Raw genomic sequence first — 23,496 nt, 5'->3', positions numbered from 1 at the left:
AATGTTTAGGTATTTAGCTGTTAAATTAGTTGAATTTTATAGATATTTTTTAAGTCCTTTAAAGCCTAAATCTTGTAGATATTATCCAACTTGCTCTCAATATGCGATTATTCAACTTCAATATAATAATTTTTTTAAAGCACTTTTTTTAACAGCTTTAAGAATTTTAAAATGTAATCAATTATTTGTAGGTGGTTTTGATTATCCTATAATTAAAATTAAACATAAACCTATTATGCTTTTTACACATCAAAATAAGATAAAAAAACTTAAAATGATTTTTGTTCCAAAAGATAAACAATTTTATTATATAGTAAAAGTAATATTCAAATAAAGGAAAAATATGTTTGATAATATATCTCAACAAAAAAGGATTATAATTGCTGTAGTTTTATCTATGGTTTTTTTTATAGGTTATGATTTTTTAATCCCTAAACCAGTTGTTACTAATACTCAACAAATTCAAAAGCAAGAAGTTAGTAATATACAAACAAAAACTCAAAATATCGGAGATATTAAAGCAATAAAAACAAATAATATTATTGCTAGTGTTAATAATGAGCATTTTGATGTTCAAATCAATGAAAATGGAGAAATTAGTAGTTTTATTTTAAAAGATGAAAGATTTTTAAATGAAACAAATGAAGCTATTAATTTAGTTGATAAAAATACTACTTTATATCCTTTATCTATGGTTTTTTATGATAGTGAATTTAATAAAGAATTTAACAATACAACTTTTAAAGCAAATAAAAGTAGTGTAAATATTGGTGAAGAGCTAGTTTTAAGTAAAGATGTAAATGGTGTAATTGTTAATAAAATTATAACATTCAAAGAAAATGGTTTTTATCAAGTAAAAATTACTTTTAGTGATAATAAATTAAGAGATTATGTTATTACTCCAGGTGAGCGTCCTAATGTTTTAGCAGATACTTTAACGGTTCATGGTGCTATGATTTACAAAAATGATGATACTAAAGTAGATTATGAAGATGGAGATATAAAATCAAATGATGAAAGAGTTGAAACTGATTCTATAATAGCTGCATTTTCTGATAGATACTACACAAGCACATTTTATAATTTTGAAAAGCCATTTAAGGTAGTTGTTAAAAATCACAAAGATTTATCAGTTGGTTATGTTGTAGCTAGTGGTAATGATACATTTAATGCTTATATTGGTCCAAAAGAGCATAAAATTTTAGAAGCTGTTAATGAAAAACTTACAAATGTGGTTGAATATGGTTGGTTTACTTTTATTGCTAAACCAATGTTCGCATTTTTAAGTTTTATATATTCACATGTAGGCAATTGGGGTTGGTCTATTGTTATTCTTACGATAGTTGTTAGAATTTGTCTTACATATCCAACTTATAAAAGTATGGTTTCTATGCAAAAATTAAAAGTTTTAGCTCCAAAAATTAAAGAAATTCAAGAAAAATATAAAGGTAATCCACAAAAAATGCAAATGCATATGATGGAGCTTTATAAAAAACATAAGGCAAATCCATTAGGCGGATGTTTACCAATATTAATTCAAATTCCAATATTTTTTGCAATTTATAGGGTATTATTAAATGCTATTGAACTTAAGGCTGCCCCTTGGGCTTTATGGATTAATGACTTAGCAATACATGATCCTTATTATATTTTACCAATTTACATGGGTGCTACTATGTTTTTACAACAAGTTATAACTCCTATGACTATACAAGACCCTACACAAGCTAAGATTATGAAATTCTTACCTTTAGTATTTGTGATATTTTTTATAAATTTCCCAGCAGGTCTTACATTGTATTGGTGTGTAAATAATACATTTTCACTAGCTCAACAATGGTTTGTAAATAAAATTTTTGCTAATAAAGAAGGAAAAAATGCAAATAGTTGATAAAACACTAGAAGGTGCTATTGATAGAGCAATTAAGGAAACTAATTGCTCTATTAGAGAATTAGAGTATGAAATAATTCAATTGCCAAAAGCTGGTTTTTTAGGTTTTTTTAAAAAAGATGCAATAATTGAAGTAAAAGTTAAGAAAAAAATTGAAATTAATATTATTGAAGATATTGCACAAGATTTAAAAAATTTATTTTGTAGTGAATATTTTGATGTAAGAGATGTTGTGGTAACTCCAGCTAATGAAAATAGTGTAAATGTAGAATTTATTGCAAATTCTTATGAAAGTTTAATAGGAAAAGACGCACATAAATACAAAGCACTAGATACTATTGTAAATCATCTAATAAACATTAAATACAATCTTCACGCAAGAGTTGAGATTTGTGGTGTTCTTGCTAAATTAAGAGAAAATCTTGAAAAGCATTTAAGCGAAGTAAAGACAAAAATTGATGAAGCAGGTAAGGCTCAAACAAGACCATTAGAAACAAGTTTATTAAATCTAGTATATGAAGAATTATTAAAAGAATTTTCTCATAAAAATATAGTTATAAAAGATAGTTCTTTAGGAAGATACATTGCAATTTATGGAGAATTTAAAAAACAATGAATAGCACAATAGTAGCACTTGCTAGTGCTAGTGGAAATGGTGCTATTAGTATTATTAGATTAAGTGGGGAAAAAGCTTTAGAAATAGCATCAAAATTATTAAGTCAAAAAAACGCAGAAAAATTAAAAAATAATCCCCGCTATGCTCACTTTTTTAAACTATTTTACGAAAATGAATTTGTTGATGAAGGCATTATAATTTATTTTAAAGCCCCTTTTTCTTTTACTGGTGAAGATTGCGTAGAGTTTCAAATTCACGGCGGTTTTACAAACGCACAAAATATACTTATGATTTTAAATAAATTAGGTGCTAGATTTGCAAGAGCAGGGGAATTTAGCAAAAGAGCTTGCTTAAACAATAAAATGAGTTTAGAAAAAGCACTTTTAATAAATGAATTAATTGCTGCAAAGAGTGAAAATGCAAGAAAAATAATATCTAAGAATATAGATGGAGCTTTTAAAGAATTAATTACTAGCACTCAAGATGAGTTAATTAAAACTTTAGCTTATTTAGAAACTGCAATTGATTATGCTGATGATGATTTGCCTGAAGATATTTTAGAAAATGCTAAAACAAAACTACTTAATAATGCTAAAGAATTAGAAACAATTGCAATTAGAAGCGAGAAAAAAAGAGGCTTAATAGAAGGATTTAACCTAGCAATTATTGGAAAACCAAATGTAGGTAAAAGCTCTTTATTAAATGCTTTATTATCATTTAATAGAGCAATAGTTAGTGATATTGCAGGAACTACTAGAGATAGTATTGAAGAGTATTTAAACTATCACGGACATTTAATAAAATTAGTTGATACTGCAGGAATTAGACAAAGTGATGATTTAATAGAAGAATTAGGCATTAAAAGAAGCTATGAGGCTATTAATAAAGCTGATATAGTATTGTTTTTAATTGATTCATCAAAAGAATGCTTAGAAGATGAATTAAAACTTTTAGAATACATTAAAAATAGTGGTAAAAAATATTTTATAGTTCAAAATAAAAGCGACTTAGCTCAAGTAAATACTTTAGAAGGTATTAAAATATCAGCATTAAATAATGATATAAAAGCTTTAGAATTTGAATTAAAAAATTATTTAAATTCTCAATTAGACAATGAATTGGTTTTAACAAATACTGATTTAATAAGTGCGTTTTATAGTGCTAGTGAGAATATTTATTTAGCTATAGATAATTTTAATGAGCTTGAAATTTGTGCTTATTATTTAAATGAAAGTTTAAATAAACTATCTCTTTTTGGTAAAAAAACAGGAAGCGATGAATTGTTTGATGCAATGTTTTCTGAGTTTTGCTTGGGTAAGTAAAAATTCATTAAGCTTTTTATGTAAAATTACACTACCCTAGACAACGCGGGTTTAATATATTCGGTCTAACAGATTTTTTTATGTGATTAAGTTTAAGCAACCGTGTTCTGTGATGCAAGTAATTGTGAATTGCAGCCTTTAATGCTTTTCTTCCACTATTTTTTAGGTTACAAGACCTTGAAATTTAACGCTTGTTTGGGGATTTATGTTTAGGGTTTTAAATGGATGATAAAATATTAGAAAAGCTTGAAAAAGAAGATAAACAACTAGCCGATATTGTTGCTAGGTTTATTGCTTTTGTGGCTGATTTTATAATTTGCTATATTCTTATCTTTATTTTAATGATATATTTTATAAACGATGAAGAAATAATTAAAATAAGAACCTTAATAAATAACGAAGATTATATCAATTTAAATATATTGTTATTTAGCTATGTAAAAGCATATTTTATTATTAAATTCTTTTATGTTCTTATATTTTTTTATATGTATGGTGCAACTTTTGGCAATATGATTACAAAGACAAAAATTGTAAATTGCGAACATTTTGATACTCCTAATTTTACAGAATCTTTAAATAGAGCTTTAGTGTTTGTATTTTGTGAATTTTTTATAAATGGGGTATTGTTTGTATCTATATTCTTTAATAAGACAAGAAGAAATTTTGCTGATATTGCCAGCAAATCTATGGTGATTAAAGTTGATTAAAAAAATATCTTATTTGATATTGCTTATTGGCTTACTTTATTCAAATCAAATTGAAATTCAATCAGATGAGTTTATAAAAAAAGATAATTACATAATCTCAAATAAAGATATATTGTTGTTTAAAGAAAATTATTTTGCAAGAGCAAATAGTGGTAAATATAATCAAGATACAAAAGAGTTAGAATTATTTGGAGATGTATTTTTAATAAACAATAATCAAACTACTATATCAAATTATGCAAAAATTAATTTAGGTAATTCTTGTGCAAATTTTGATAATTTTTTTATAAGCGATTCTTTTATTGAAGTATGGTTAAAAAGTAAGAATAGTTCTTATATAAATGGTGATTTTATTGTAAAAAATGCAAGTGTTAGTTCTTGTGATGTTACAAATCCTGAATGGAGTATTGATTTTAAGGAAGGTATTTATAATACTAAAACTCAAGATTTAGTATTAAAAGGTATGGTTTTAAGATTTAAAAATATACCAATTTTTTATATGCCATATTTTGCTATTAATACAGATGATAGTAGAAAAACTGGTTTTTTGGTTCCTAAATTATCAATAAAAAGCAAAGAAGCTATTCATTATGAGCAACCATTTTTTTGGGCGATTAATCATAGAATGGATTTAGAATTAAGACCACAAATTAGAACAAATAGGGGTTATGGAATTTATTCTAATTTTCGTTTTGTTGATAGCCCTTATTCTAAAGGAAATATAGGAGTTGGGTATTTTAAAGAATTTAATAGTTATTTTAATAAAGAAGAATTGAAATTTGGCGAGCATTATGGATTTAATATGCACTATGAAAGAGATAAAATCTTTAATACAAATAACAAAAATCAAGAAGGATTATATTTAGACTTTTTAAGAATTAGTGATATTGATTATTTGAATTTATCTAGTTTTTTAGATAATAATGATGAAGCCATAATAACTTCAAAATTTAATTATTTTTATACAGATAATAAAGATTATTTCGGTTTATATGCTAAATATTATCAAGACACTTCAAGTATTAATCAAGATTATACTTTACAAGAAGTTCCAAATTTACATTATCATAGATTTTATGATACTTTATTTGACAATCATATTAACTATAAAGCAGATTTTTCATATAGCAATTTTTATAGAAGAGAAGGTAGCACATTAAATAGATTTCATTTTTATGTTCCAATTGAGTTTAATAAAAGCTTATTTGATGATTATATTAACTTTGTTTTAAATGAAGAATTTGAATTAGGACTTAACTTTTATAATAATTATAGTAGAAGAGATGATTATAATTTTAATTCTACTCATAGTGCTTTTATATATACTAATTTATTTAGAAAGTATGATTATATATTGCATAATATTAATTTTGGTTTTGGTGCTAGTCTTAGGACTGGTTCAAAAGAAATAGAAAATGAATTTTTCATACCAAATACTTATGATGATTTAACCTTTAATATTGAGTTATCTCAAATAATTTTTAGTGATAATGATAAAAAACTTAAGCATTCTTTAACGCTTAGGACAGAAGATTCTAAGTTTAATATTTTAAGCAATCAGTTTAAGTATTATTTTAATAATAATTTTAATATTAATAATACTACGGAGTATTCGTTTAAAAATTCTAATATTGATAGATTTTTTATAGAAGGAGTATATACAACCCAGCCATTTAAAATAAGTTCTGGATTTTATTATAATAAAATTGATGAGCTTCTTGTGAAAAATAAGCCTTATGATAGATTTTTAACTAGTAAATTTCAATATGAATTTATGCCTTATAATATAATATATTCTCAAGCTTGGTTTAATTTAAATAGTAAGAAATTTGAAAACTATAGTATAGGTTTTACTCATAAAAAAAGATGTATAAATTATTCTTTAGAATTTAAAGAAAGCACAACAGCTAAACTTACTCAAATGGGTGTAAAATCTGTAAGAGATAGGGGGGTTTATTTGAAATTCAATCTTTATCCAATAGGCGGTGTAAGATATAATTTTGCTTTAAGAGGTGATGATACTTATGATTTTTGACAATCCTTTACAAGCTGCTAATAAATTTAGTGAAAAATTATTGCAATATAAAGAATTAGAAGGACATATAATTATAGGAAATAGTATTAAAAATATTCCTTTTATTGAGACTATTGCAAGTGAACTTAATTTATATTATGATATGCTTTTTAACAAAGGCATATATGCCCCAAATAATGAATGTCAGATAGCAAAAATTAGTGAAACAAGAGATATAGTATGTATTCAAGAATTAATTGAAGCTTTTTCCATAACTCAAGAATATATTTTATCAATGAGTACTGTGCTTTATGATGAATCAATTATGGGTAAAATTGCAAAATATAGAAAGTCTTTACCACTTAGCAATCTTAAAGGTAAGGATATTTTATTGTTAGACCAAGGTTCAAACAGTGGTTTAACTATTAATGTATGTCATAAAAGTTTATTGGGTTTAGGCGTTAGAAGTATAAAATATGCAAGTGCTTTAGTAGCTGCTGATGCTTATAATTATTATAATGATTTATTTGATAAAGTTTATTATTTAGAAAAAATAGAACATTTTATAGATAAAGATTATTACTACAAGCAACCACTTGAAATATCAAGTGAATATGCGTGTGAGATTTTAGAAACGAGCAATTATTATTTGCCATATCAAAAGGAGATAAATGAAAAAAATAATTAAGATTAACGATAAAGAATTAGTATTTGAACTTGATTTAGTTGCCAAACAAGCAAATGCAAGTGTTTTAATGACTTGTGGTAAAACGGTTATGTTAGCAAGTGTTGCTAGAGAAGATGAGTGTGTTAGTGAAGATTTTTTACCATTAACCGTTAGTTATGTAGAAAAAACTTATGCAGCAGGTAAAATTCCAGGCGGTTTTGTGAAAAGAGAAACAAAACCAAGTGATTATGAGACTTTAACTTCAAGAATAATTGATAGAACATTACGCCCATTATTTCCTAAGGGTTATTTACACCCAACTCATATTGTAGTTATGCTTCTTTCGGTTGAAGAAAATGTTGATATTCAGCCACTTGCACTTTATGCAGCAAGTGCGGCTTTATTTTTAAGTGATATTGAAATTGTATATCCAGCAGTTGGGGTTAGGGTTGCTAAGGATGAAAATGGTTTTGTTCTAAATCCTGATTTAAATTCTTTAGAACTTTCAAGTCTTGATTTGTTTGTAAGTGGTCTTAAAGATGAATTATTAATGATAGAAATGAAAGCAAATGAGACTAATAATTCAATGAATGAGATGAGTGAGAGTGAGTTATTACAAGCTTTAGAATTTGCAAAAGGTAGTATTTTAAATATAAGTAATGATTTTTATAATACTTTTAAAGAATATAAAAAATCTTATGAGTTTAACTATAAAGCTGATAGTGAAAATCTAGCAGTATATGAATATTTAGAAAAAAACTATTTAGAAGATATAAAATTTGCAATTAATAAAATGGCTAAAAGCGAAAGAGCAAGTGAGCTTAAAGCTATTGCAAAAAAAGTTGTTTTAGATGAAGAATTTATAAATAATAATTGGAGTGAAGCTGAACTTGATTATGAATTAAATCGTATTAAAAAACATATAGTAAGAAAGCAAATCTTAAAAGAAAGAAGAAGAGCTGATGGGAGAGCTTTAGATGAGGTTCGTCCTATTAGTATATTGACTAATATTTTACCAAATGCGCACGGCTCTTGTTTATTTACAAGGGGTCAAACTCAAGCATTAGTGGTTTGTACTTTAGGTAGCGACAATGACGCTCAAGCGATTGAATTATTAAATAATAAATCAACTACCTATGAAAGATTTATGTTTAATTATAATTTTCCTGGTTTTTGTGTAGGCGAAGCAAGTCCTTTAAAAGCACCTTCAAGAAGAGAATTAGGACACGGAAATCTAGCAAAAAGAGCTTTAAGTTCTTCAGTTAGTAAAGATTATGCTCATACTATTAGAATAGTTTCAGAAATATTAGAAAGTAATGGAAGTAGCTCAATGGCTAGTGTTTGTGGTGGCTCATTAGCTCTTCGTGCTGCAGCAGTTCCTAGTAAAAAACTAGTAGCTGGAGTTGCTATGGGACTTATAATTGAAGATAATGAATATGCTGTATTAACTGATATTATGGGCTTAGAAGATCACGATGGGGATATGGATTTTAAAGTAGCAGGTAGTGTTGATGGAATAACTGCTATGCAAATGGATATAAAATTAGGTGGGGTTAGCACTGAAATATTAACCCAAGCTTTAGAAGCTGCTAGAAAAGGAAGAATTCATATTCTTAATTTAATGGAAGAAGCAAATTCTAAGATTGTTATTAATGAAGAAATTTTACCTAAATTAGAAATATTTAGCGTAAGTGCTAATGATATTCCAGAAATTATTGGTCAAGGTGGTAAAACTATTAAAGAAATCATAGATAAATTTGGCGTTAGCATAGATTTAGATAGAGATAAAAATGAAGTAAAAATTAGTGGAAAATTAGTAAAAGAAGCTAAAGAATATATATTAAATGAAGTGTTAAAACCAAAATCTAAAGGCAAAAAACAAGCTCCTAAAGTAGAATTTGAAATAGGAACTAGATTTAGTGGAGTTGTTAAAAAAGTAGCTAATTTTGGAGTATTTGTAACCTTACAAGACGGCATTGATGGATTATTACATTCTAATAAAATTAAGGGTAAAAGCTTTAATGAGGGCGAAACGCTAGAAGTAATAGTTAGCGAAATTAAAGATGGAAAAGTAGGACTTAGTTTAGCAGATGAATGATTTATTTGATGGGATATTATTAGGACTTGGAGTTTGCGTTCCTTTTGGTCCTGTTAATATTCTAATTTTAAGTTATGCACTAAAATCTTTTAAGAATGCTTTTTCTTTAGGTTTTGGTGCTTTTGTTGCTGATTTACTTTATTTATCATTATTAAGCTTTAGCGTTTTAGAATTTATTAAAAATGATTTATTTTTAAATATTTTAAGTATTTTTGGCTTTATATTTTTAAGTTATTTAGCATTTTTAATGCTAAAGCCAGTAAAAGATATAAATCTTCATAAGAATTTAGAAAATACAAATATATTTAGTAATTTTATTAAAGGATTTTTACTAAATCTAGCAAATCCTTATGTAATCACATTTTGGCTTAGCGTTGCAACTATGCTAAGCACTAAACAAAATCCTATATATTTATTTTTAGGACTTAGCGTTAGCATACTTATTTGGATATTTTCGCTGTCGTTTTTTGTATATAAATATACAAATTTATTTAGTATAAAAGTGCTAAAGATTATTAATATAATTTCTGCTTTTATTTTAGAATATTTTGCAATTATGCTTGTTTTAAGGAGATTTTATGACTTTTAAGGAATGTTTGGATAATAGATTTTCTTGTAGAGATTTTATTGACTATGAATTAAGTAAAGATGAATTAATTAATATAGTAGAACTTGCAAAATTAAGCCCTAGTGCAACAAATATGCAACCAGCAAAACTAAGCTTTTTTAGTGGCAAAAGTCTTGTTAAATTAAGCGATGATTTATTAAATGCTGTTAAAAATGATATTAAAAGCCAAGATATAAAATTATATCCTGATATTTGGTTTGAACCTTATAAAGGTAGGAGATTTGAATCGGGAATTAAGCTTTATGAAGCACTTAATATAAAGCGAGATGAGAAAGAAAAAAGGCTAGAGCAATGGCATAAGAATTTTAAATTCTTTAATGCTAAAAATCTAGCAATTTTACATATTGATAATGGTTTAAACGAAGGTTCTTTGCTAGATTGTGGTATTTTTCTAGCTAATTTTTTGAATGCGGCTACATATTTAGGATTTAGCACTTGTGTTTTAGGTAGTATTGCTGAATATTGCGATACTATTAGAGAAAATGGGATTGAAGGAAAAATCATATGTGGCATTGCAATAGGTAAAAAAAGTAGCGATAATGTAAATAATTTTAAAACTACTAGAGCAAGTAATGAAGAAATAATTAAATTTATTTAAAGGAGAAAAAATGAGTGTTACAATGGATTTTTGTATTTTTTCTATGAGCGATGATAGTAAAAGTGAAGAAATAGCACCAATTATTGAGTATTTAAGAAAGAAAAATATAAAACACAAATTAGGTGCAATGGGAACTAGCGTAGAAACTGATGATTTAAAAAGTGCTTTAAAAATTTTAAATAAAGCAAATAAATTAATTAATAAAGATAGAGTTTATTTAGTAGCCAAATTTGACATTCACAAAAGTAGAAATGATAATTTAAAATATAAGGTAAAATCGGTTAAAAAGCGTCTAAAAGATAAAGAATAAAATCTTTATGCTATGTTATAATTGCTCTAAGCCTACATTTAAGATTTTTTGTAAAACTTGTGAAAAAGAATTTAAATTACTTGAATGTAAAAGAAGAATTTTAGATGATGGTTTAGAAGTAATTAGCTTTTATAAATATTCTAAAATTAAAAAACTATTAAATCACAAGCATTTTATTAGTGGATATTTTATATTAAATAAACTCGCATCTTATTCTTATAAAAGATTTCATTTTGATAATGAATTAGCTTATGCTATAGGCTTAGATGATGATTGCTCTAGCGGATATTCTCATACAGCAATACTTATTAAAAATATGAAATCAAAAAATATTATTCCATTATATAACGCAATTAAAGCAAAAAATAAGATTATTTATAAAGGCAAAAGCCTTTCATTTAGAAAGAAAAATAAAAGAAAATATGAATTACAAAAGACCTTGGATTTACCTGTAATTTTAGTAGATGATATTATCACTTCAGGTGAGTCTTTAAAACAAGCGAATTTAGTGCTTAAAAAAGCTAAAATTAAGGTTCTTTTTGCGGTCGTATTAGCCGATGCGAAAGTTTAGTTTGCTAGTATAAAAAAATCTTTACTTAAAGGAAAACAATGAATTTATTTGATAATAGTGAAATTACTATTGTAGATATTGAAGATAGTATAAAAACAAGCTATCTTGATTATTCTATGTCAGTAATTATAGGCCGTGCCTTACCTGATGCAAGAGATGGATTAAAGCCGGTTCATAGAAGAATTCTTTATGCAATGAATGATTTAGGAGTAGGTTCAAAAAGTGCTTATAAAAAATCAGCTCGTATAGTGGGTGATGTAATCGGTAAATACCATCCGCACGGAGATACTGCTGTTTATGATGCTTTAGTAAGAATGGCACAAAGCTTTTCAATGAGATACCCAAGTATTGATGGTCAAGGAAACTTTGGTTCAGTTGATGGAGATGGTGCTGCAGCTATGCGTTATACTGAAGCTAGAATGACAATTTTGGCTGAAGAATTGTTAAAAGATTTAGATAAAGACACCGTTGATTTTGTTCCAAACTATGATGATAGTATGAGTGAGCCTGATGTTTTACCTTCAAGAGTGCCTAATTTATTATTAAACGGCTCAAGTGGTATTGCTGTTGGTATGGCAACTAATATTCCACCACATAGTTTAGATGAATTAGTAGATGGACTTTTATATTTACTTGAGAATAAAAACGCTAGTTTAGAAGAAATAATGCAGTTTATAAAAGGTCCTGATTTTCCAACTGGTGGGATAATTTTTGGTAAAAAAGGCATTATAGAAGCTTATAAAACAGGTCGTGGTAGAATTAAAGTAAGAGCAAAAACTCATATAGAACAAAAAGGAAATAAAGAGCTAATAGTAATTGATGAGTTGCCTTATCAAGTAAATAAAGCAAGACTTCACGAGCAAATTGCAGAGCTTGTAAAAGAAAAGCAAATAGAAGGTATAAGCGAGACAAGAGATGAGAGTGATAGAGATGGAATTCGCCTTGTAATTGAGCTTAAGCGTGATGCTATGAGTGAAATTGTGCTAAATAATTTATTTAAAAGCACCACAATGGAGACAACATTTGGTGTGATAATGTTAGCAATTCACAATAAAGAACCTAAGGTATTTTCTTTAATTGAGCTATTAGATTTATTCTTAAATCATAGAAAAACCGTAATTATTAGAAGAACTATTTTTGAACTTGAAAAAGCAAAAGCAAGAGCGCATATCTTAGAAGGTCTTAAAATTGCACTAGATAATATAGATGAAGTAATTGCATTAATTAAATCAAGTGCAGATACTGCAAGTGCAAGAGATGCTTTAGTAGAAAAATTTAGCTTAACTGAATTACAAGCTAATGCTATTTTAGAAATGAGACTTAGCCGTCTTACAGGACTTGAAAGAGATAAATTAGAAGATGAATTAAGAGAACTTTTAGCAAAAATTGAAGAACTAAATGCAATCTTAAAAAGTGAAGAAAAAATAGAAGAAATAATTCACGATGAATTATTAGAAATTAAAAATAAATTTAAAGTTCCAAGAATTACTGAAATAGTAGATGATTATGATGAAATTGATGTAGAAGATTTAATACCAAATGAGCCAATGGTAATTACAATTACTCATCGTGGATATATTAAAAGAGTTCCTACAAAATCATATGAAAAACAAAAGCGTGGTGGTAAAGGTAAAGTCGCAGTTACTACTTATGATGATGATTTTATAGAGAGTTTCTTTACTGCAAATTCTCACGATACGCTAATGTTTGTTACTAATAAAGGACAACTATATTGGTTAAAAGTTTATAAAATTCCTGAAGGTAGCAGAACTGCTAAAGGAAAAGCTGTTGTAAATCTAATCAATCTTTTACCAGATGAAAAAATTATGGCAATAATTCCAACAACTGATTTTGCTAAGACAAAATCACTTGCATTCTTTACTAAAAATGGTCTTATTAAACGCACGAATTTAAGTGAATATAGTAATATCCGTTCAGTTGGTGTAAGAGCTATTAATCTTGATGAAAACGATGAATTAGTAAGTGTTTTAATAGCACAAAATGATGATAGTGAAAATATTGATTTGGTTGATGAAAATAGTGAAATTATTGAAGATGATAATATTCAAATTGTTGAAGAAGAAAATTCTTTAGATGAAAACCAAGAAAACCAAGAAGAGCAAGTTAGTGGAACTATGATTTTTGTAGCTACTAAAAAGGGTATGTGTATTAAATTCCCACTTACAAAAGTTCGTCAAATTGGTCGTGTAGCTCGTGGGGTAACTGCTATTCGCTTTAAAGAAGAGCAAGATTATGTAATAGGTGCAGTGGTTATTGAAAGTAATGAGCAAGAAATTTTAAGTGTTAGCCAAAAAGGTATCGCAAAAAGAACTGATGCAGGAGAATATCGCTTACAAAGTCGTGGTGGTAAGGGCGTAATTTGTATGAAACTTACTCAAAAGACAAAAGATTTAGTAGGCATTGTAATTGTTGATGATACTATGGATTTAATGGCACTTACAAGTAGTGGCAAGATGATTAGAACTGATATGCAAAGCATTAGAAAAGCTGGTAGAAATACAAGTGGAGTAATTGTTGTAAATGTTGGTAGCGATGAGGTTGTAAGCATTGCAAAATGCCCTAAGGAAGAAGACGAAGAAGAAAATTTAGAAGAAGAGAATGGCTTATTTGATGATAATTGATATTGTTATTTTAGCTTTCTCTTTAGCAATTGACGCATTTTTTGTAGCATTAAGTATTTGCTTAGTGCTACAAAAACAATCTTTAAAAAAGTTATTGGTTTTTAGTGCATTATCTGCTTGTTTTCAAGTTTTAATGCCTATTTTAGGATATTATGTAACTTATTTATTAAATGTAAGGTATATGAAGTTAATTCAAGCAATTGACCATTATGTGATTTTTGCAATTTTTGTATTTTTAGCATATAAATTATTTAAGGAATTCTTAGATAATGAAAATGAGAATATTAATATAAGTTATGGTTCATTATTTTTGCTTAGCATAGCAACTAGTATTGATGCACTAGGTGCAGGACTTATGATATTTTCTTTGGAATATAATTTATTTATTTCTTCTTTATTAATAGCTTTAATTACATTTTTTATGTGCTTTTCTAGTTTATTTATAAGTAAAATGAAAGTTAATAAAAAAATTTTACAACCAATAGGAAGCTTGCTACTTTTATTTTTGGCGTTTAAAATTGTAATAGTTCATATGCTAGAAAACATATAACTTGTAAATTCGTAACACTTTTTATAATTTTTTCAAAAAAATCTTTTGAAGTTTTTATTTTTTTTATATCATACTCCTTTATCACAAAAGGAGTATAAATGATTATAGGTTGTTTAAAAGAAATTAAAGACCAAGAATATAGAGTTGGCTTAACGCCTTTAGATGTTATTGAATATATAAATCATGGACATGAAGTTTTAGTAGAAAGTAAAGCCGGTGCTGGTATTGATATAAGTGATGAAGAATATATAAAAGCCGGAGCAAAGATTTTAACTAAAGAAGAAATTTTTGAAAAAGCTGGAATGATTATTAAAGTAAAAGAACCAATTGAAAGTGAATATAAGTATTTTAAAAAAGGACAGATTTTATATACATATTTACATTTAGCAGCAGATGAAAAACTTACAAAAATGTTAATAGATAAAGAAATATCAGCATTTGCTTATGAGACGATTCAAGAAGGTAAAAATCTTCCTTGTTTAGCTCCTATGAGTGCTATTGCTGGTCGTTTAGCGGTAATTCAAGGTTGTAAGTATTTGGAAAAAACTTATGGCGGTAATGGAATGCTGCTTAGTGGTCTAACTGGTGTTAAAAAAGGAAAAGTTGTAATTTTAGGTAGTGGTATGGTAGGGCTTAATGCTGCTCAACTTGCTTTTGGTATGGGAGCAGAAGTTGTAATTCTAGGTCGTGATGCTAATAGACTAGATTATATTGACCATGTATTTAATGGTAAGATTACTACTTTATATAGTAATATTTCAAATATATTAGATAGTATAAAAGATGCTGATGTAGTAATTGGAGCAGCTTTAGTTCCAGGAGCAAAAACTCCTAAATTATTATCTAGAAAACATTTAAAACATATGAAAAAAGGTGCTGTTATAGTTGATGTTGCAATTGATCAAGGCGGTTGTTTTGAGACAAGCCGTGCAACAACTCATACAAACCCTATTTATGAAGTTGATGGGATAATTCATTATGCAGTTGGTAATATGCCAGGAGCAGTTGCAAAAACAGCTACTTTAGCACTATTAAACGCTACAACTCCTTATGGAATTAAAATAGCAAACCTTGGAGTAATTGGTGCTATAACTTGTTTTGAAAGTTTAAGATATGGTTTAAATACACATAAAGGACACTGCACTCACGAAGGTGTGGCAAATGCCTTTAACCTTGAGTATTTTAATCCTAAGAATTTCATTGCTATGTAATATGATTAGGCATTTATATTTTTTATAAATGCCTATAGGTTTTTATTAGTTATTTATAATTATAATTAATAAAAGTCTATAAAATAAAGATAAAAATTTTATTATTTAAGTATTTTTTAAGTTTTTAAATATATAATAACAGCTTTTAATCACGGAGGATTTATAGCTCAGTTGGTTAGAGCAACCGGCTCATAACCGGTTGGTCCCAGGTTCGAGTCCTGGTAAATCCACCACCTCCTTTAAATTTAATAGAATTAAATCTTTCTTAGGCTTCAAGATTTTCTTTAGGAGAAAACGATGTCAAAAAATAAGTTAAAACCACTATTACCAATATGTTACATAGAAGCCCTAGAAAGATTTGCCTTTTTAGGCTTTTTAGGTATTTTTGTATTTTATTTAATGGATACATTTTCTTTTTCTAAAGGTGAAGCAAGTGCAATAAGTGCAAGTTTGGGTGCTGCCATTTATGCTTTTGGTATATTTGGAGCCTATTTAAGTGATTTTTGCTTAGGTGCAAAAAGATGTGTAATTTTAGGAATTATTTTTCTTACTTTAGGGTATTTATGTTTAACTTTTGATTTATTAACAATATCTCTTTTTTGCATTATTTTTGGTAGTGTATTAATCAAGTCAAATATTACAAGTTTGTTATCTAAAAGTTATCCTAATGATAGCGAGTATGTATTTAGTATGTTTTATATTTTTGTAAATATAGGATGTTTTTTGGGGCAAATTAGTGCTGGTCTTTTAATACTACATTCTTATAATTTAGCATTTTTCATATCATTTTTTAGTGTATTTTGTGCTATTTTAGTATTTTTTTATAATTCAAAATATATATCTAGCGAACCTATAAAATATGATTTTTTTAAAAATAATATAGCTATGCTTATTTTGATATTTTTATTTATTGCATTCTTAGCTACTCAAGAACTTTTGGTGGTTAGTAAAATTATAAGTATTTTTTCAATTTTAATTTTAATAATTTTTTATATTTTTATTTATAGAAAAATACCAACAAAAAATAATTTTAAAAAATTAGCTTTTTATTTAATAGCTGCTGTGTTTTTTTATATGCTGATTTTTCAAAGCTTTAATACTTTAAATATTTTAATTAAAAGTAAGGTTTCTTTTAGTATTTTAAATTATCAAATTCCAGCTAGTTGGTATTTAGCTTTTATGTTTTTAGTCAGTATTTTTACAAGTATGCTTTTAAGTTTTATAAGTAAAAAAAGCTCAATTAATGAAGCATTAATTATACCAGCTGCTATGATTATTGCTGCTAGTTCATTTATTGTTTTAGGAATGCTTAGTAAAGATGATTTTATTAATCCAATATATATATTAATTACTTATTTTATGTTGGGTATTTCTCAAACAAGTATAGGGGTTTTAGGACTTAGCATAGTATCAAAATTAACTCCAAGTGGATTTAATTCAAGCACTATGGGAATTTGGTTTTTATGTTCTGGTGCTGCACAAGGAATTGAAGGAATTATTGCAAAATATATTGATAATATTAGTTATGAATTGTATTTTAGTATGCAAGGATTTCTTGTATTATTTTTAGCATTACTAATGTTATTTGCGTATAAATACTTAAAAGTATAACTATAATTTAATTGTTGATTAGTTCTAACGGATTTATGTGGTAGTTTTTTTGTGTAACTTCAAAAGTTAAATCCCTTTCAACTTTTCCAACAATGTTTCCTTTTTTTAATACTTCTCCAACCTTTGCAAGTTTGCTAAATTTTGATAAGTGAGCGTATATTGTATGAATTCCATTTGCGTGTTCAACAATTACAACCTTATCAAGGACTGCAGTATCATTTGCAAAAACTACTTTTCCATCAAATACTACTCTTACATTGGCATCAGGCGTATTTGAGCGTAGCACTACATTTTCATTAAATATTTTTAATTTATATATAGGGTCTATGTAATCTCCAAATTTTTGTTTTACACTAAAATCAACCAAAGGTGCTATAGTTTTTGCTCCTGTATATTTTGCTACCTTTCCATCATAACTTAAGGTATCAGAATGTTTTACTTGTGTAGTTTGACTTGATTTTTTATTTGATTTTTCATTTTCTATGATTTTTAATTTAGCCAAAGTTGCTCTAATTTCATCTTGTTGTTTTTGTAAATTTGTTAGGCGTTGTTTATATATTTTTTCATCTTGTTTTTGTTTAGAAATTAAATTCTCTTGGCGTTTTTTAAGTTCGCTTAATTCTTTTGCTTGTTTTTTATAATTATCAATATTTACATTCATTTCACTAATTTTTTTTTGCTTATAATCAATTTGTTGTTGCGTTCTTGCATAATCTTTTGAAATTTTATAAAGCTCATTATTCAAAACTTCAGAAAGTGTGTTTAATACTTCAATAGAAACTATACTCATTGAGCTATCAATTAAATCTTTTGGTGCTATTAAATCATACGAAAAATCCTTAGCAATTATTTCAACTAATTTAGCACCTAATTTCTCTTTATCTTTCATTAGCTCTTTATTTTGTGTAATAAATGTATTTAATTCTCCATTTTGAGCATTTACAAGTTCTTGTAATTCTGCTGTTATATTTGAAGTTTTTTTAACTTTTTCATTTATTTCTTTTAATTTTTGTTCCCCTTCAATTATTTCACTTGCCAAATCTTCTAATTTTTTTGATATTTGTTCTTTTTCATTTTGAGTTTGCTCTAGTTTTTTTGTGTTGTTTTCTATTTGATTTGCAAATAAACTTAAGCTAAACAAAACTATTAGAAGTTTTTTCATTGTCTTTTTACCTTAAACATTACAATCATTATACATAGTAATGAAGCTAGTAAAGAATAAGAGCTTACTTCAATTAAGCTAGGTAAAAAATCAATTTGCGGTAAATCTATATCAAGTTTTGCTAAAAATTCTTTTATATAAGAGATATTATTAAAATTAATAAAAAACGCAAATAATAAAGCAAAACAAATTATATTATCTACAAATACAATCTTAAGCATTGGTGCAGCTCTTTGGAAGAAATTTGCCCCAAATAAATTAAGAATATAAATTCTATTTTCGTGCTCGTATTTAAAAATTTTTATTTGTTTTATAAATAAAGCAATAGATAATATGCTTATGCAAATTAAACATATATAAGAGATTAGTTTTATAATATTTAATAATTTATATATTTTAATGTGTGTTTTTGAGAATGTTTCTACTTTTAAAACATTTGGTATTTTTAATAGTTGTTTTTTGATTTGATTTATTTCGTTTTCATTAATAAATTTAGTAAAGCTAATATTATAAAATTTTGGGAGTTTTGATTTTAAGGTATTTAAATTAGCATTTGTTATATCTTTTTTTAATTTATTAAGAATTTCACTAGGGTCTAATTCATTAATACTTGAAAAATACTCAATATTAGCTAAATCAACTGCTTGAATTTCAAGCTCGCTTACTAATACTACGCTGTAATCTTTATTTAATTTGGTTTCATAATCTTTTATTAATTCATCAATAAAAAAGGCAAATTGAAAACAAAAACATATAATAAAAAGTGGAAAAATAAAACTAATATGTGTTTTAAATAAATTCATTCAAAACCCCATTTTCTATATTTAAATGTCTATAATTAAAATCAATTCTAGGTGGAATTTGATGAGTTACTGCGATAATGCAAGCATTGAATGTGTTTCTAGCAGCATTTAGTAATTGCCAAATAATATCAGCTGAATGAATATCAAGATTTCCTGTTGGCTCATCACAAATTATTATTTTAGGATTATGTATGATTGCTCTTGCAAGGGCTATTCTTTGTTGCTCTCCGCCACTTAATTCTAAAGGCATTTTTTTAGCTTTATGCTGAAGTTTTGTATATTTTAATAACACATCTACATGCTTGCTGATTTGTTCATTTTTAACGCCAGCTATTTTTAAAGGTAATGCTATATTATCGCTTACATTTAGCTCGTTAATTAGCTTATAATCTTGAAAAATTATTCCTAATTTTCTTCTAAGTTTTAATAATTCAGCATTGCTAATATTTCCCATATTTTTAAACAAAACATGCAAATCCCCACTAAATTCGCTAAATTCTCCAAAAAAACTTTTAAGCAATGTTGTTTTCCCGCTACCACTTTTACCGGTGATAAATATAAAATCACCTTCATTAGCACTAAAATTTATATTATGCAATACTATTTCATTATTGTAGGCTAGAGTTAAATTATTGGCATTTATTAAAGTAGCATTGCTTTTCATTGTAAAAACTCTTTTAATTTAATAAATGCTTTTAAATTTAAAGTATTTGGGCAAAAGTCGTGAAACAAAAACTCAAATTCTTCATTTTCTTTACATAACAAATAAGAGCTACTTGGTGTGTCAAATCCACCATAAGCTATTTGAATGATTTTTGCATTATCACATTCATAAATTCTTGATATTTTTAAGAAAAAATCTTCATCAATATGTTTTATAAAATTAAGCTTATTAAAATCAATTTTGAAATTAATTTTTTGATTTATGATTTCTTGATTTAAATTCTTTTTATTTCTCACATAGCAAACAAAATCATATATATCTTTATTCATTTTAAGCCAACGGCTTTCGTATTTGCTTATTATCCTTGCGTTTTTATTTTTAAAATAATCATAGTCTAAATCATAAAAAATATTTTTTGTATATTCTGCATACATTAAACTATCGCTTCTTAATTCAAAAAATCCATTTTCTTTTAATACTCTTTCGCACTCGTTTTTAAATTCATTTGATACAACTCTTCTATAAGGAGCGTCGTCCCAAGGCACAGGAAAATGCAAATATATTCCATTTAAACAACTATTATTTAATTCTTTTATAGCTATTCTTGCATCAAAATCTAATAAATATATATTCTTTAAATCTTTAGCTAATTTACTTACTTGAATAAGACTAGGTTTATGAATTTCTATTCCAATATAAGTATTTTGAGGATTATTTTTTGCTTGATATAGTAAATGTCTTCCTGAACCAAAACCTATCTCTAAATAAGCATTATCTAATGAATTAATTAATTCTTTAAAGTCCTTAGGAGATGATATGACATTACTTGCTAATTCTTTAAATTTATTATAATGATATGCTTTTGATATGATTTCATCACAAAATGTTTTTTCAAATGCTTCTAAGGCTTTTTGCATCAAGGCTAAGTCGGTAATTTTTGTTAATTTATCAATTTTTACTACAAATTCATTATTTTTTTCGTTAAGTTCTATAAAAAAACTAGAATTATTAATACTGGTATAAACTAAAGTTTTGCCTAATTGTGTTTTTGTTTTAAATTTAAATTTAACCTCCCCAACACTAATTGGCAAGGTTAAATTCTTTATATATTTTGCTTTAAAATTTGGCATTATTTAACACTCAATTTTGAACTAGGTTTTGATTCTATTCCAAATTCATCAACGCCAATTATTTGATAAACATCTCCAGGCACATATGTAGTATCTACATAATAATCATTTTGTATTCCGTTTGCAACTTCTGTTGAATTTTTAATAAGTTTATAGGTTCTTATACGATTATCCGTGCTAATCCATTTTATTTTTAGTGTATTTTCATTTTGTAATTCAAATCCTGTAAGAGCAGGAGTTTTAGGTTTATCAAGGCTCATTCCAACTACATTTACGCCAGTTTTTGCACTCTCAAGTCCGTCTTTATCTATCATAGTTACATAATAATATCTGCTTACTCCATCATCTCCTATATTATCCTCATAGCTATTTTCTGTAGTTGTAGCTAGCTCAAAAAATGGTAATAAAGATGCTTTTGAATAATATATTTTATAATGAGAAAAATCTTCATATTTAGGAGCGTCCCAAGTAAGAATTATTTTTTTAGGTAGGTTTGTAGTTACATTGATATTTACAATTTGTGGTGGTAAAACTTTACTAATTGCTTCAACTTCAGCACTAGCATCACTTTCAACTCCGTTATAAGTTAGTGCAGTTACTTTGTATTTAGCATATAGATTTGCTTTAACTTCGTCTAAATATTCAGCACTTAAGCGATTATTAATAGTTGCTACTTTATACCACTTATCAGAATTAGCGTCTTGTTTATAAATATTATATTTTACAACTCTTGAATCAGTATGCGGTCTCCAAATTATTTTGATTTTATTAGGAAGTCCTGCTATTGCTTGAATGAATGTAACTGGTTCAATTTTTCCTATAGTTTTTACATTTATAGTAGATAATTTTGAATTACCTTCTTTATTAAAAGTTACGAAAGTATAAGCATAGCTAGTATCAGGATTTAAATTATTATCAGAATAATGAGTTGCATATCTATCATTTATAGTAGCGATTAGTTTGTCTTTTGCATTTTCATCATTTAGCTCTTTTCTATAAATCTTATAACCATCTATATTTTGATCATATATAGGGTCCCACTCAAATCCTATTTCTCTCATACCTTGAAGAGTTCTTATATTATTTACCATAGTAAGATTATCAATCGGAGCAATTTCACTAAGACTTGTTGTGCTAGAGCACGCATTAAAACCTATAATAAAAGCCGTAAATAAACTTATTTTAATAATTTTCTTCATATTTTGCCTTTCGTGTAAAGATTTAATTATACTAAGTATGAATAATGATTTATAAGCATATCCTATTCCAAATTATTACTAAATTGATTTAATAAATTATGAGCTAGATTTAAGTCAAGTTTTATATCTTTAAAATCTTTAATAGCTTCATTAAAACTCAAACAATTACTTGAATAAAATTCCATAAAATTATTTGTTATTGGATGGGTGTAATTTATATAAAATGAATGTAGCATTAATCTATTTGCTTTATTTTTACTGTTCTCATCAGCATAAATACTATCTCCTAAAATATATCTATTTACACTTGCTAGATGGGTTCTTATTTGATGAGTTCTACCACTTTCTAATTTTGCTGAAATTAAAGCTTTATCATTTGTATTTGCAAGATTTATAAAATGAGTTCTAGCCCATTTGCCCCATCTATCTTCATTTAAGCCGTATTTTTTAATACATTCATCTTTGCTTAAAGATTGCATTTTTAATCTATTATTCTCATTTCTTTTTATATATTTTTCTATATGATTTTGATTTATTGTGTGGTTTGTAACTGCTAGATAAATTCTATTTACTTCTCTATTTTTAATCTGATTTGCTAAGCTAAAATATGCTTCATTGCTTTTAGCTACTAGCATAACTCCGCTAGTATCTTTATCAAGTCTATGCACTATTCCTGCTCTTATTTTGCCGTTGATATCAGCTAGTTTATAATTTCTCTCAAGTAGCCATTCTACTAATGATGCTTCTTTTAAAGAAGAGCAGCCGTGAGTTGCTACATTATTTGGCTTATTTACTACTAGCATACACTCATCTTCATACAGAATTTCTACATCAAAATTAGCTTCATATTTAATATTTATATCTTTTATATCAGGGTAATTAATCTCTATTTCATCATTTATATTTAGTTTATATGAGTTTTTAATTACTTTATTATTTACTAATACATTTTGATTTTTTATTAGATTAGAAATTTGTGAGCGACTTTGTCCTAAAACTTTAGCTAAATATATATCAATTCTTTCAATTTCACTTGCTACAATCTTACTCAATATTAACCTTTTTAAATCATATTCATAAACAAATTTAGCAAAAGGTT

22 protein-coding genes and 1 tRNA gene are annotated in these 23,496 nt (G+C 26.5%); 17 read left to right on the top strand and 6 right to left on the bottom strand.

Translation table 11 applies throughout. The annotated features are described in order from the left end of the window. Position 1: 1 nt before the first annotated feature. From yidD to AVBRAN12637_RS03525, 17 genes are all read left to right on the top strand, one after another. Positions 2 to 334: a membrane protein insertion efficiency factor YidD gene (yidD, locus tag AVBRAN12637_RS03605; protein ID WP_214116501.1), complete on the top strand. Its 333-nt coding sequence runs from the start codon at positions 2 to 4 to the stop codon at positions 332 to 334. A gap of 9 nt (positions 335 to 343) precedes the next feature. Then, entirely contained in the window at positions 344 to 1,891 is a 1,548-nt protein-coding gene (gene yidC, locus AVBRAN12637_RS03600) for a membrane protein insertase YidC (RefSeq protein WP_336615328.1), read from the top strand. Next, the gene (locus tag AVBRAN12637_RS03595) at positions 1,878 to 2,507 is read left to right on the top strand and encodes a Jag N-terminal domain-containing protein (RefSeq protein ID WP_336615327.1); all 630 of its coding nucleotides are present in this window, start codon (positions 1,878 to 1,880) and stop codon (positions 2,505 to 2,507) included. Before yidC ends, AVBRAN12637_RS03595 begins: the two co-directional genes overlap by 14 nt. Continuing rightward, the gene (gene mnmE, locus AVBRAN12637_RS03590; RefSeq protein ID WP_214150417.1) at positions 2,504 to 3,829 is read left to right on the top strand and encodes a tRNA uridine-5-carboxymethylaminomethyl(34) synthesis GTPase MnmE; all 1,326 of its coding nucleotides are present in this window, start codon (positions 2,504 to 2,506) and stop codon (positions 3,827 to 3,829) included. The genes AVBRAN12637_RS03595 and mnmE overlap by 4 nt, the downstream gene beginning before the upstream one ends. A 221-nt stretch (positions 3,830 to 4,050) precedes the next feature. Next, a complete protein-coding gene (locus AVBRAN12637_RS03585; RefSeq protein WP_336613829.1) occupies positions 4,051 to 4,539 on the top strand; it encodes an RDD family protein in 489 nt (162 codons plus the stop codon). Continuing rightward, positions 4,532 to 6,574: an LPS-assembly protein LptD gene (locus AVBRAN12637_RS03580; RefSeq protein ID WP_336615326.1), complete on the top strand. Its 2,043-nt coding sequence runs from the start codon at positions 4,532 to 4,534 to the stop codon at positions 6,572 to 6,574. Before AVBRAN12637_RS03585 ends, AVBRAN12637_RS03580 begins: the two co-directional genes overlap by 8 nt. After that, positions 6,564 to 7,241, top strand: a complete 678-nt coding sequence (locus AVBRAN12637_RS03575) for a sodium:proton antiporter (protein ID WP_214116520.1) — start codon at positions 6,564 to 6,566, stop codon at positions 7,239 to 7,241. Before AVBRAN12637_RS03580 ends, AVBRAN12637_RS03575 begins: the two co-directional genes overlap by 11 nt. Beyond that, positions 7,225 to 9,318, top strand: coding sequence for a polyribonucleotide nucleotidyltransferase (locus AVBRAN12637_RS03570; RefSeq protein ID WP_214120586.1), 2,094 nt, complete (start codon positions 7,225 to 7,227; stop codon positions 9,316 to 9,318). Before AVBRAN12637_RS03575 ends, AVBRAN12637_RS03570 begins: the two co-directional genes overlap by 17 nt. Continuing rightward, on the top strand, positions 9,311 to 9,907 hold the full coding sequence (locus AVBRAN12637_RS03565) for a LysE family transporter (RefSeq protein ID WP_336608497.1): 597 nt from the start codon (positions 9,311 to 9,313) through the stop codon (positions 9,905 to 9,907). The genes AVBRAN12637_RS03570 and AVBRAN12637_RS03565 overlap by 8 nt, the downstream gene beginning before the upstream one ends. Continuing rightward, positions 9,897 to 10,544 carry a nitroreductase family protein gene (locus tag AVBRAN12637_RS03560; RefSeq protein WP_336615325.1) on the top strand — a complete coding sequence of 216 codons (648 nt, stop codon included), beginning with the start codon at positions 9,897 to 9,899 and terminating at the stop codon, positions 10,542 to 10,544. The genes AVBRAN12637_RS03565 and AVBRAN12637_RS03560 overlap by 11 nt, the downstream gene beginning before the upstream one ends. A gap of 10 nt (positions 10,545 to 10,554) precedes the next feature. After that, positions 10,555 to 10,854: a thiamine-binding protein gene (locus AVBRAN12637_RS03555; RefSeq protein WP_214116528.1), complete on the top strand. Its 300-nt coding sequence runs from the start codon at positions 10,555 to 10,557 to the stop codon at positions 10,852 to 10,854. A 7-nt stretch (positions 10,855 to 10,861) separates the two neighbouring features. After that, on the top strand, positions 10,862 to 11,425 hold the full coding sequence (locus AVBRAN12637_RS03550) for a ComF family protein (RefSeq protein WP_239802769.1): 564 nt from the start codon (positions 10,862 to 10,864) through the stop codon (positions 11,423 to 11,425). Positions 11,426 to 11,463: 38 nt separating this feature from the next. Next, positions 11,464 to 14,067: a DNA gyrase subunit A gene (gene gyrA / locus AVBRAN12637_RS03545; RefSeq protein WP_336614545.1), complete on the top strand. Its 2,604-nt coding sequence runs from the start codon at positions 11,464 to 11,466 to the stop codon at positions 14,065 to 14,067. Continuing rightward, the gene (locus tag AVBRAN12637_RS03540) at positions 14,045 to 14,617 is read left to right on the top strand and encodes a manganese efflux pump MntP (RefSeq protein ID WP_214120127.1); all 573 of its coding nucleotides are present in this window, start codon (positions 14,045 to 14,047) and stop codon (positions 14,615 to 14,617) included. Before gyrA ends, AVBRAN12637_RS03540 begins: the two co-directional genes overlap by 23 nt. A gap of 98 nt (positions 14,618 to 14,715) precedes the next feature. Continuing rightward, positions 14,716 to 15,828, top strand: coding sequence for an alanine dehydrogenase (gene ald / locus AVBRAN12637_RS03535; RefSeq protein WP_214116534.1), 1,113 nt, complete (start codon positions 14,716 to 14,718; stop codon positions 15,826 to 15,828). 156 nt (positions 15,829 to 15,984) lie between these two features. Continuing rightward, a tRNA-Ile gene (locus AVBRAN12637_RS03530) sits at positions 15,985 to 16,061 on the top strand. Positions 16,062 to 16,125: 64 nt separating this feature from the next. Then, entirely contained in the window at positions 16,126 to 17,439 is a 1,314-nt protein-coding gene (locus AVBRAN12637_RS03525; RefSeq protein WP_336615324.1) for an oligopeptide:H+ symporter, read from the top strand. Between the two features lie 7 nt (positions 17,440 to 17,446). On the opposite strand, the gene AVBRAN12637_RS03520 is transcribed toward AVBRAN12637_RS03525, so the two are convergent. From AVBRAN12637_RS03520 to AVBRAN12637_RS03495, 6 genes are all read right to left on the bottom strand, one after another. Next, complete coding sequence (locus AVBRAN12637_RS03520; RefSeq protein ID WP_214116538.1) at positions 17,447 to 18,601, bottom strand: murein hydrolase activator EnvC family protein; 1,155 nt, start codon at positions 18,599 to 18,601, stop codon at positions 17,447 to 17,449. Continuing rightward, the gene (locus AVBRAN12637_RS03515) at positions 18,598 to 19,404 is read right to left on the bottom strand and encodes an ABC transporter permease (RefSeq protein ID WP_214116540.1); all 807 of its coding nucleotides are present in this window, start codon (positions 19,402 to 19,404) and stop codon (positions 18,598 to 18,600) included. Before AVBRAN12637_RS03515 ends, AVBRAN12637_RS03520 begins: the two co-directional genes overlap by 4 nt. Continuing rightward, positions 19,391 to 20,068 carry a cell division ATP-binding protein FtsE gene (locus AVBRAN12637_RS03510; protein ID WP_214120129.1) on the bottom strand — a complete coding sequence of 226 codons (678 nt, stop codon included), beginning with the start codon at positions 20,066 to 20,068 and terminating at the stop codon, positions 19,391 to 19,393. Before AVBRAN12637_RS03510 ends, AVBRAN12637_RS03515 begins: the two co-directional genes overlap by 14 nt. Beyond that, entirely contained in the window at positions 20,065 to 21,198 is a 1,134-nt protein-coding gene (gene trmB / locus AVBRAN12637_RS03505) for a tRNA (guanosine(46)-N7)-methyltransferase TrmB (RefSeq protein WP_336615323.1), read from the bottom strand. Before trmB ends, AVBRAN12637_RS03510 begins: the two co-directional genes overlap by 4 nt. After that, complete coding sequence (locus AVBRAN12637_RS03500) at positions 21,198 to 22,397, bottom strand: fibronectin type III domain-containing protein (RefSeq protein WP_214120131.1); 1,200 nt, start codon at positions 22,395 to 22,397, stop codon at positions 21,198 to 21,200. The genes trmB and AVBRAN12637_RS03500 overlap by 1 nt, the downstream gene beginning before the upstream one ends. A gap of 62 nt (positions 22,398 to 22,459) precedes the next feature. Beyond that, positions 22,460 to 23,449 carry an RluA family pseudouridine synthase gene (locus tag AVBRAN12637_RS03495; protein WP_336615322.1) on the bottom strand — a complete coding sequence of 330 codons (990 nt, stop codon included), beginning with the start codon at positions 23,447 to 23,449 and terminating at the stop codon, positions 22,460 to 22,462. Positions 23,450 to 23,496 lie beyond the last annotated feature (47 nt).

This window comes from Campylobacter sp. RM12637 (genome assembly GCF_020137645.1).
GTDB lineage: Bacteria > Campylobacterota > Campylobacteria > Campylobacterales > Campylobacteraceae > Campylobacter_E.
This window is presented reverse-complemented; position numbering and strand designations above follow the sequence as displayed.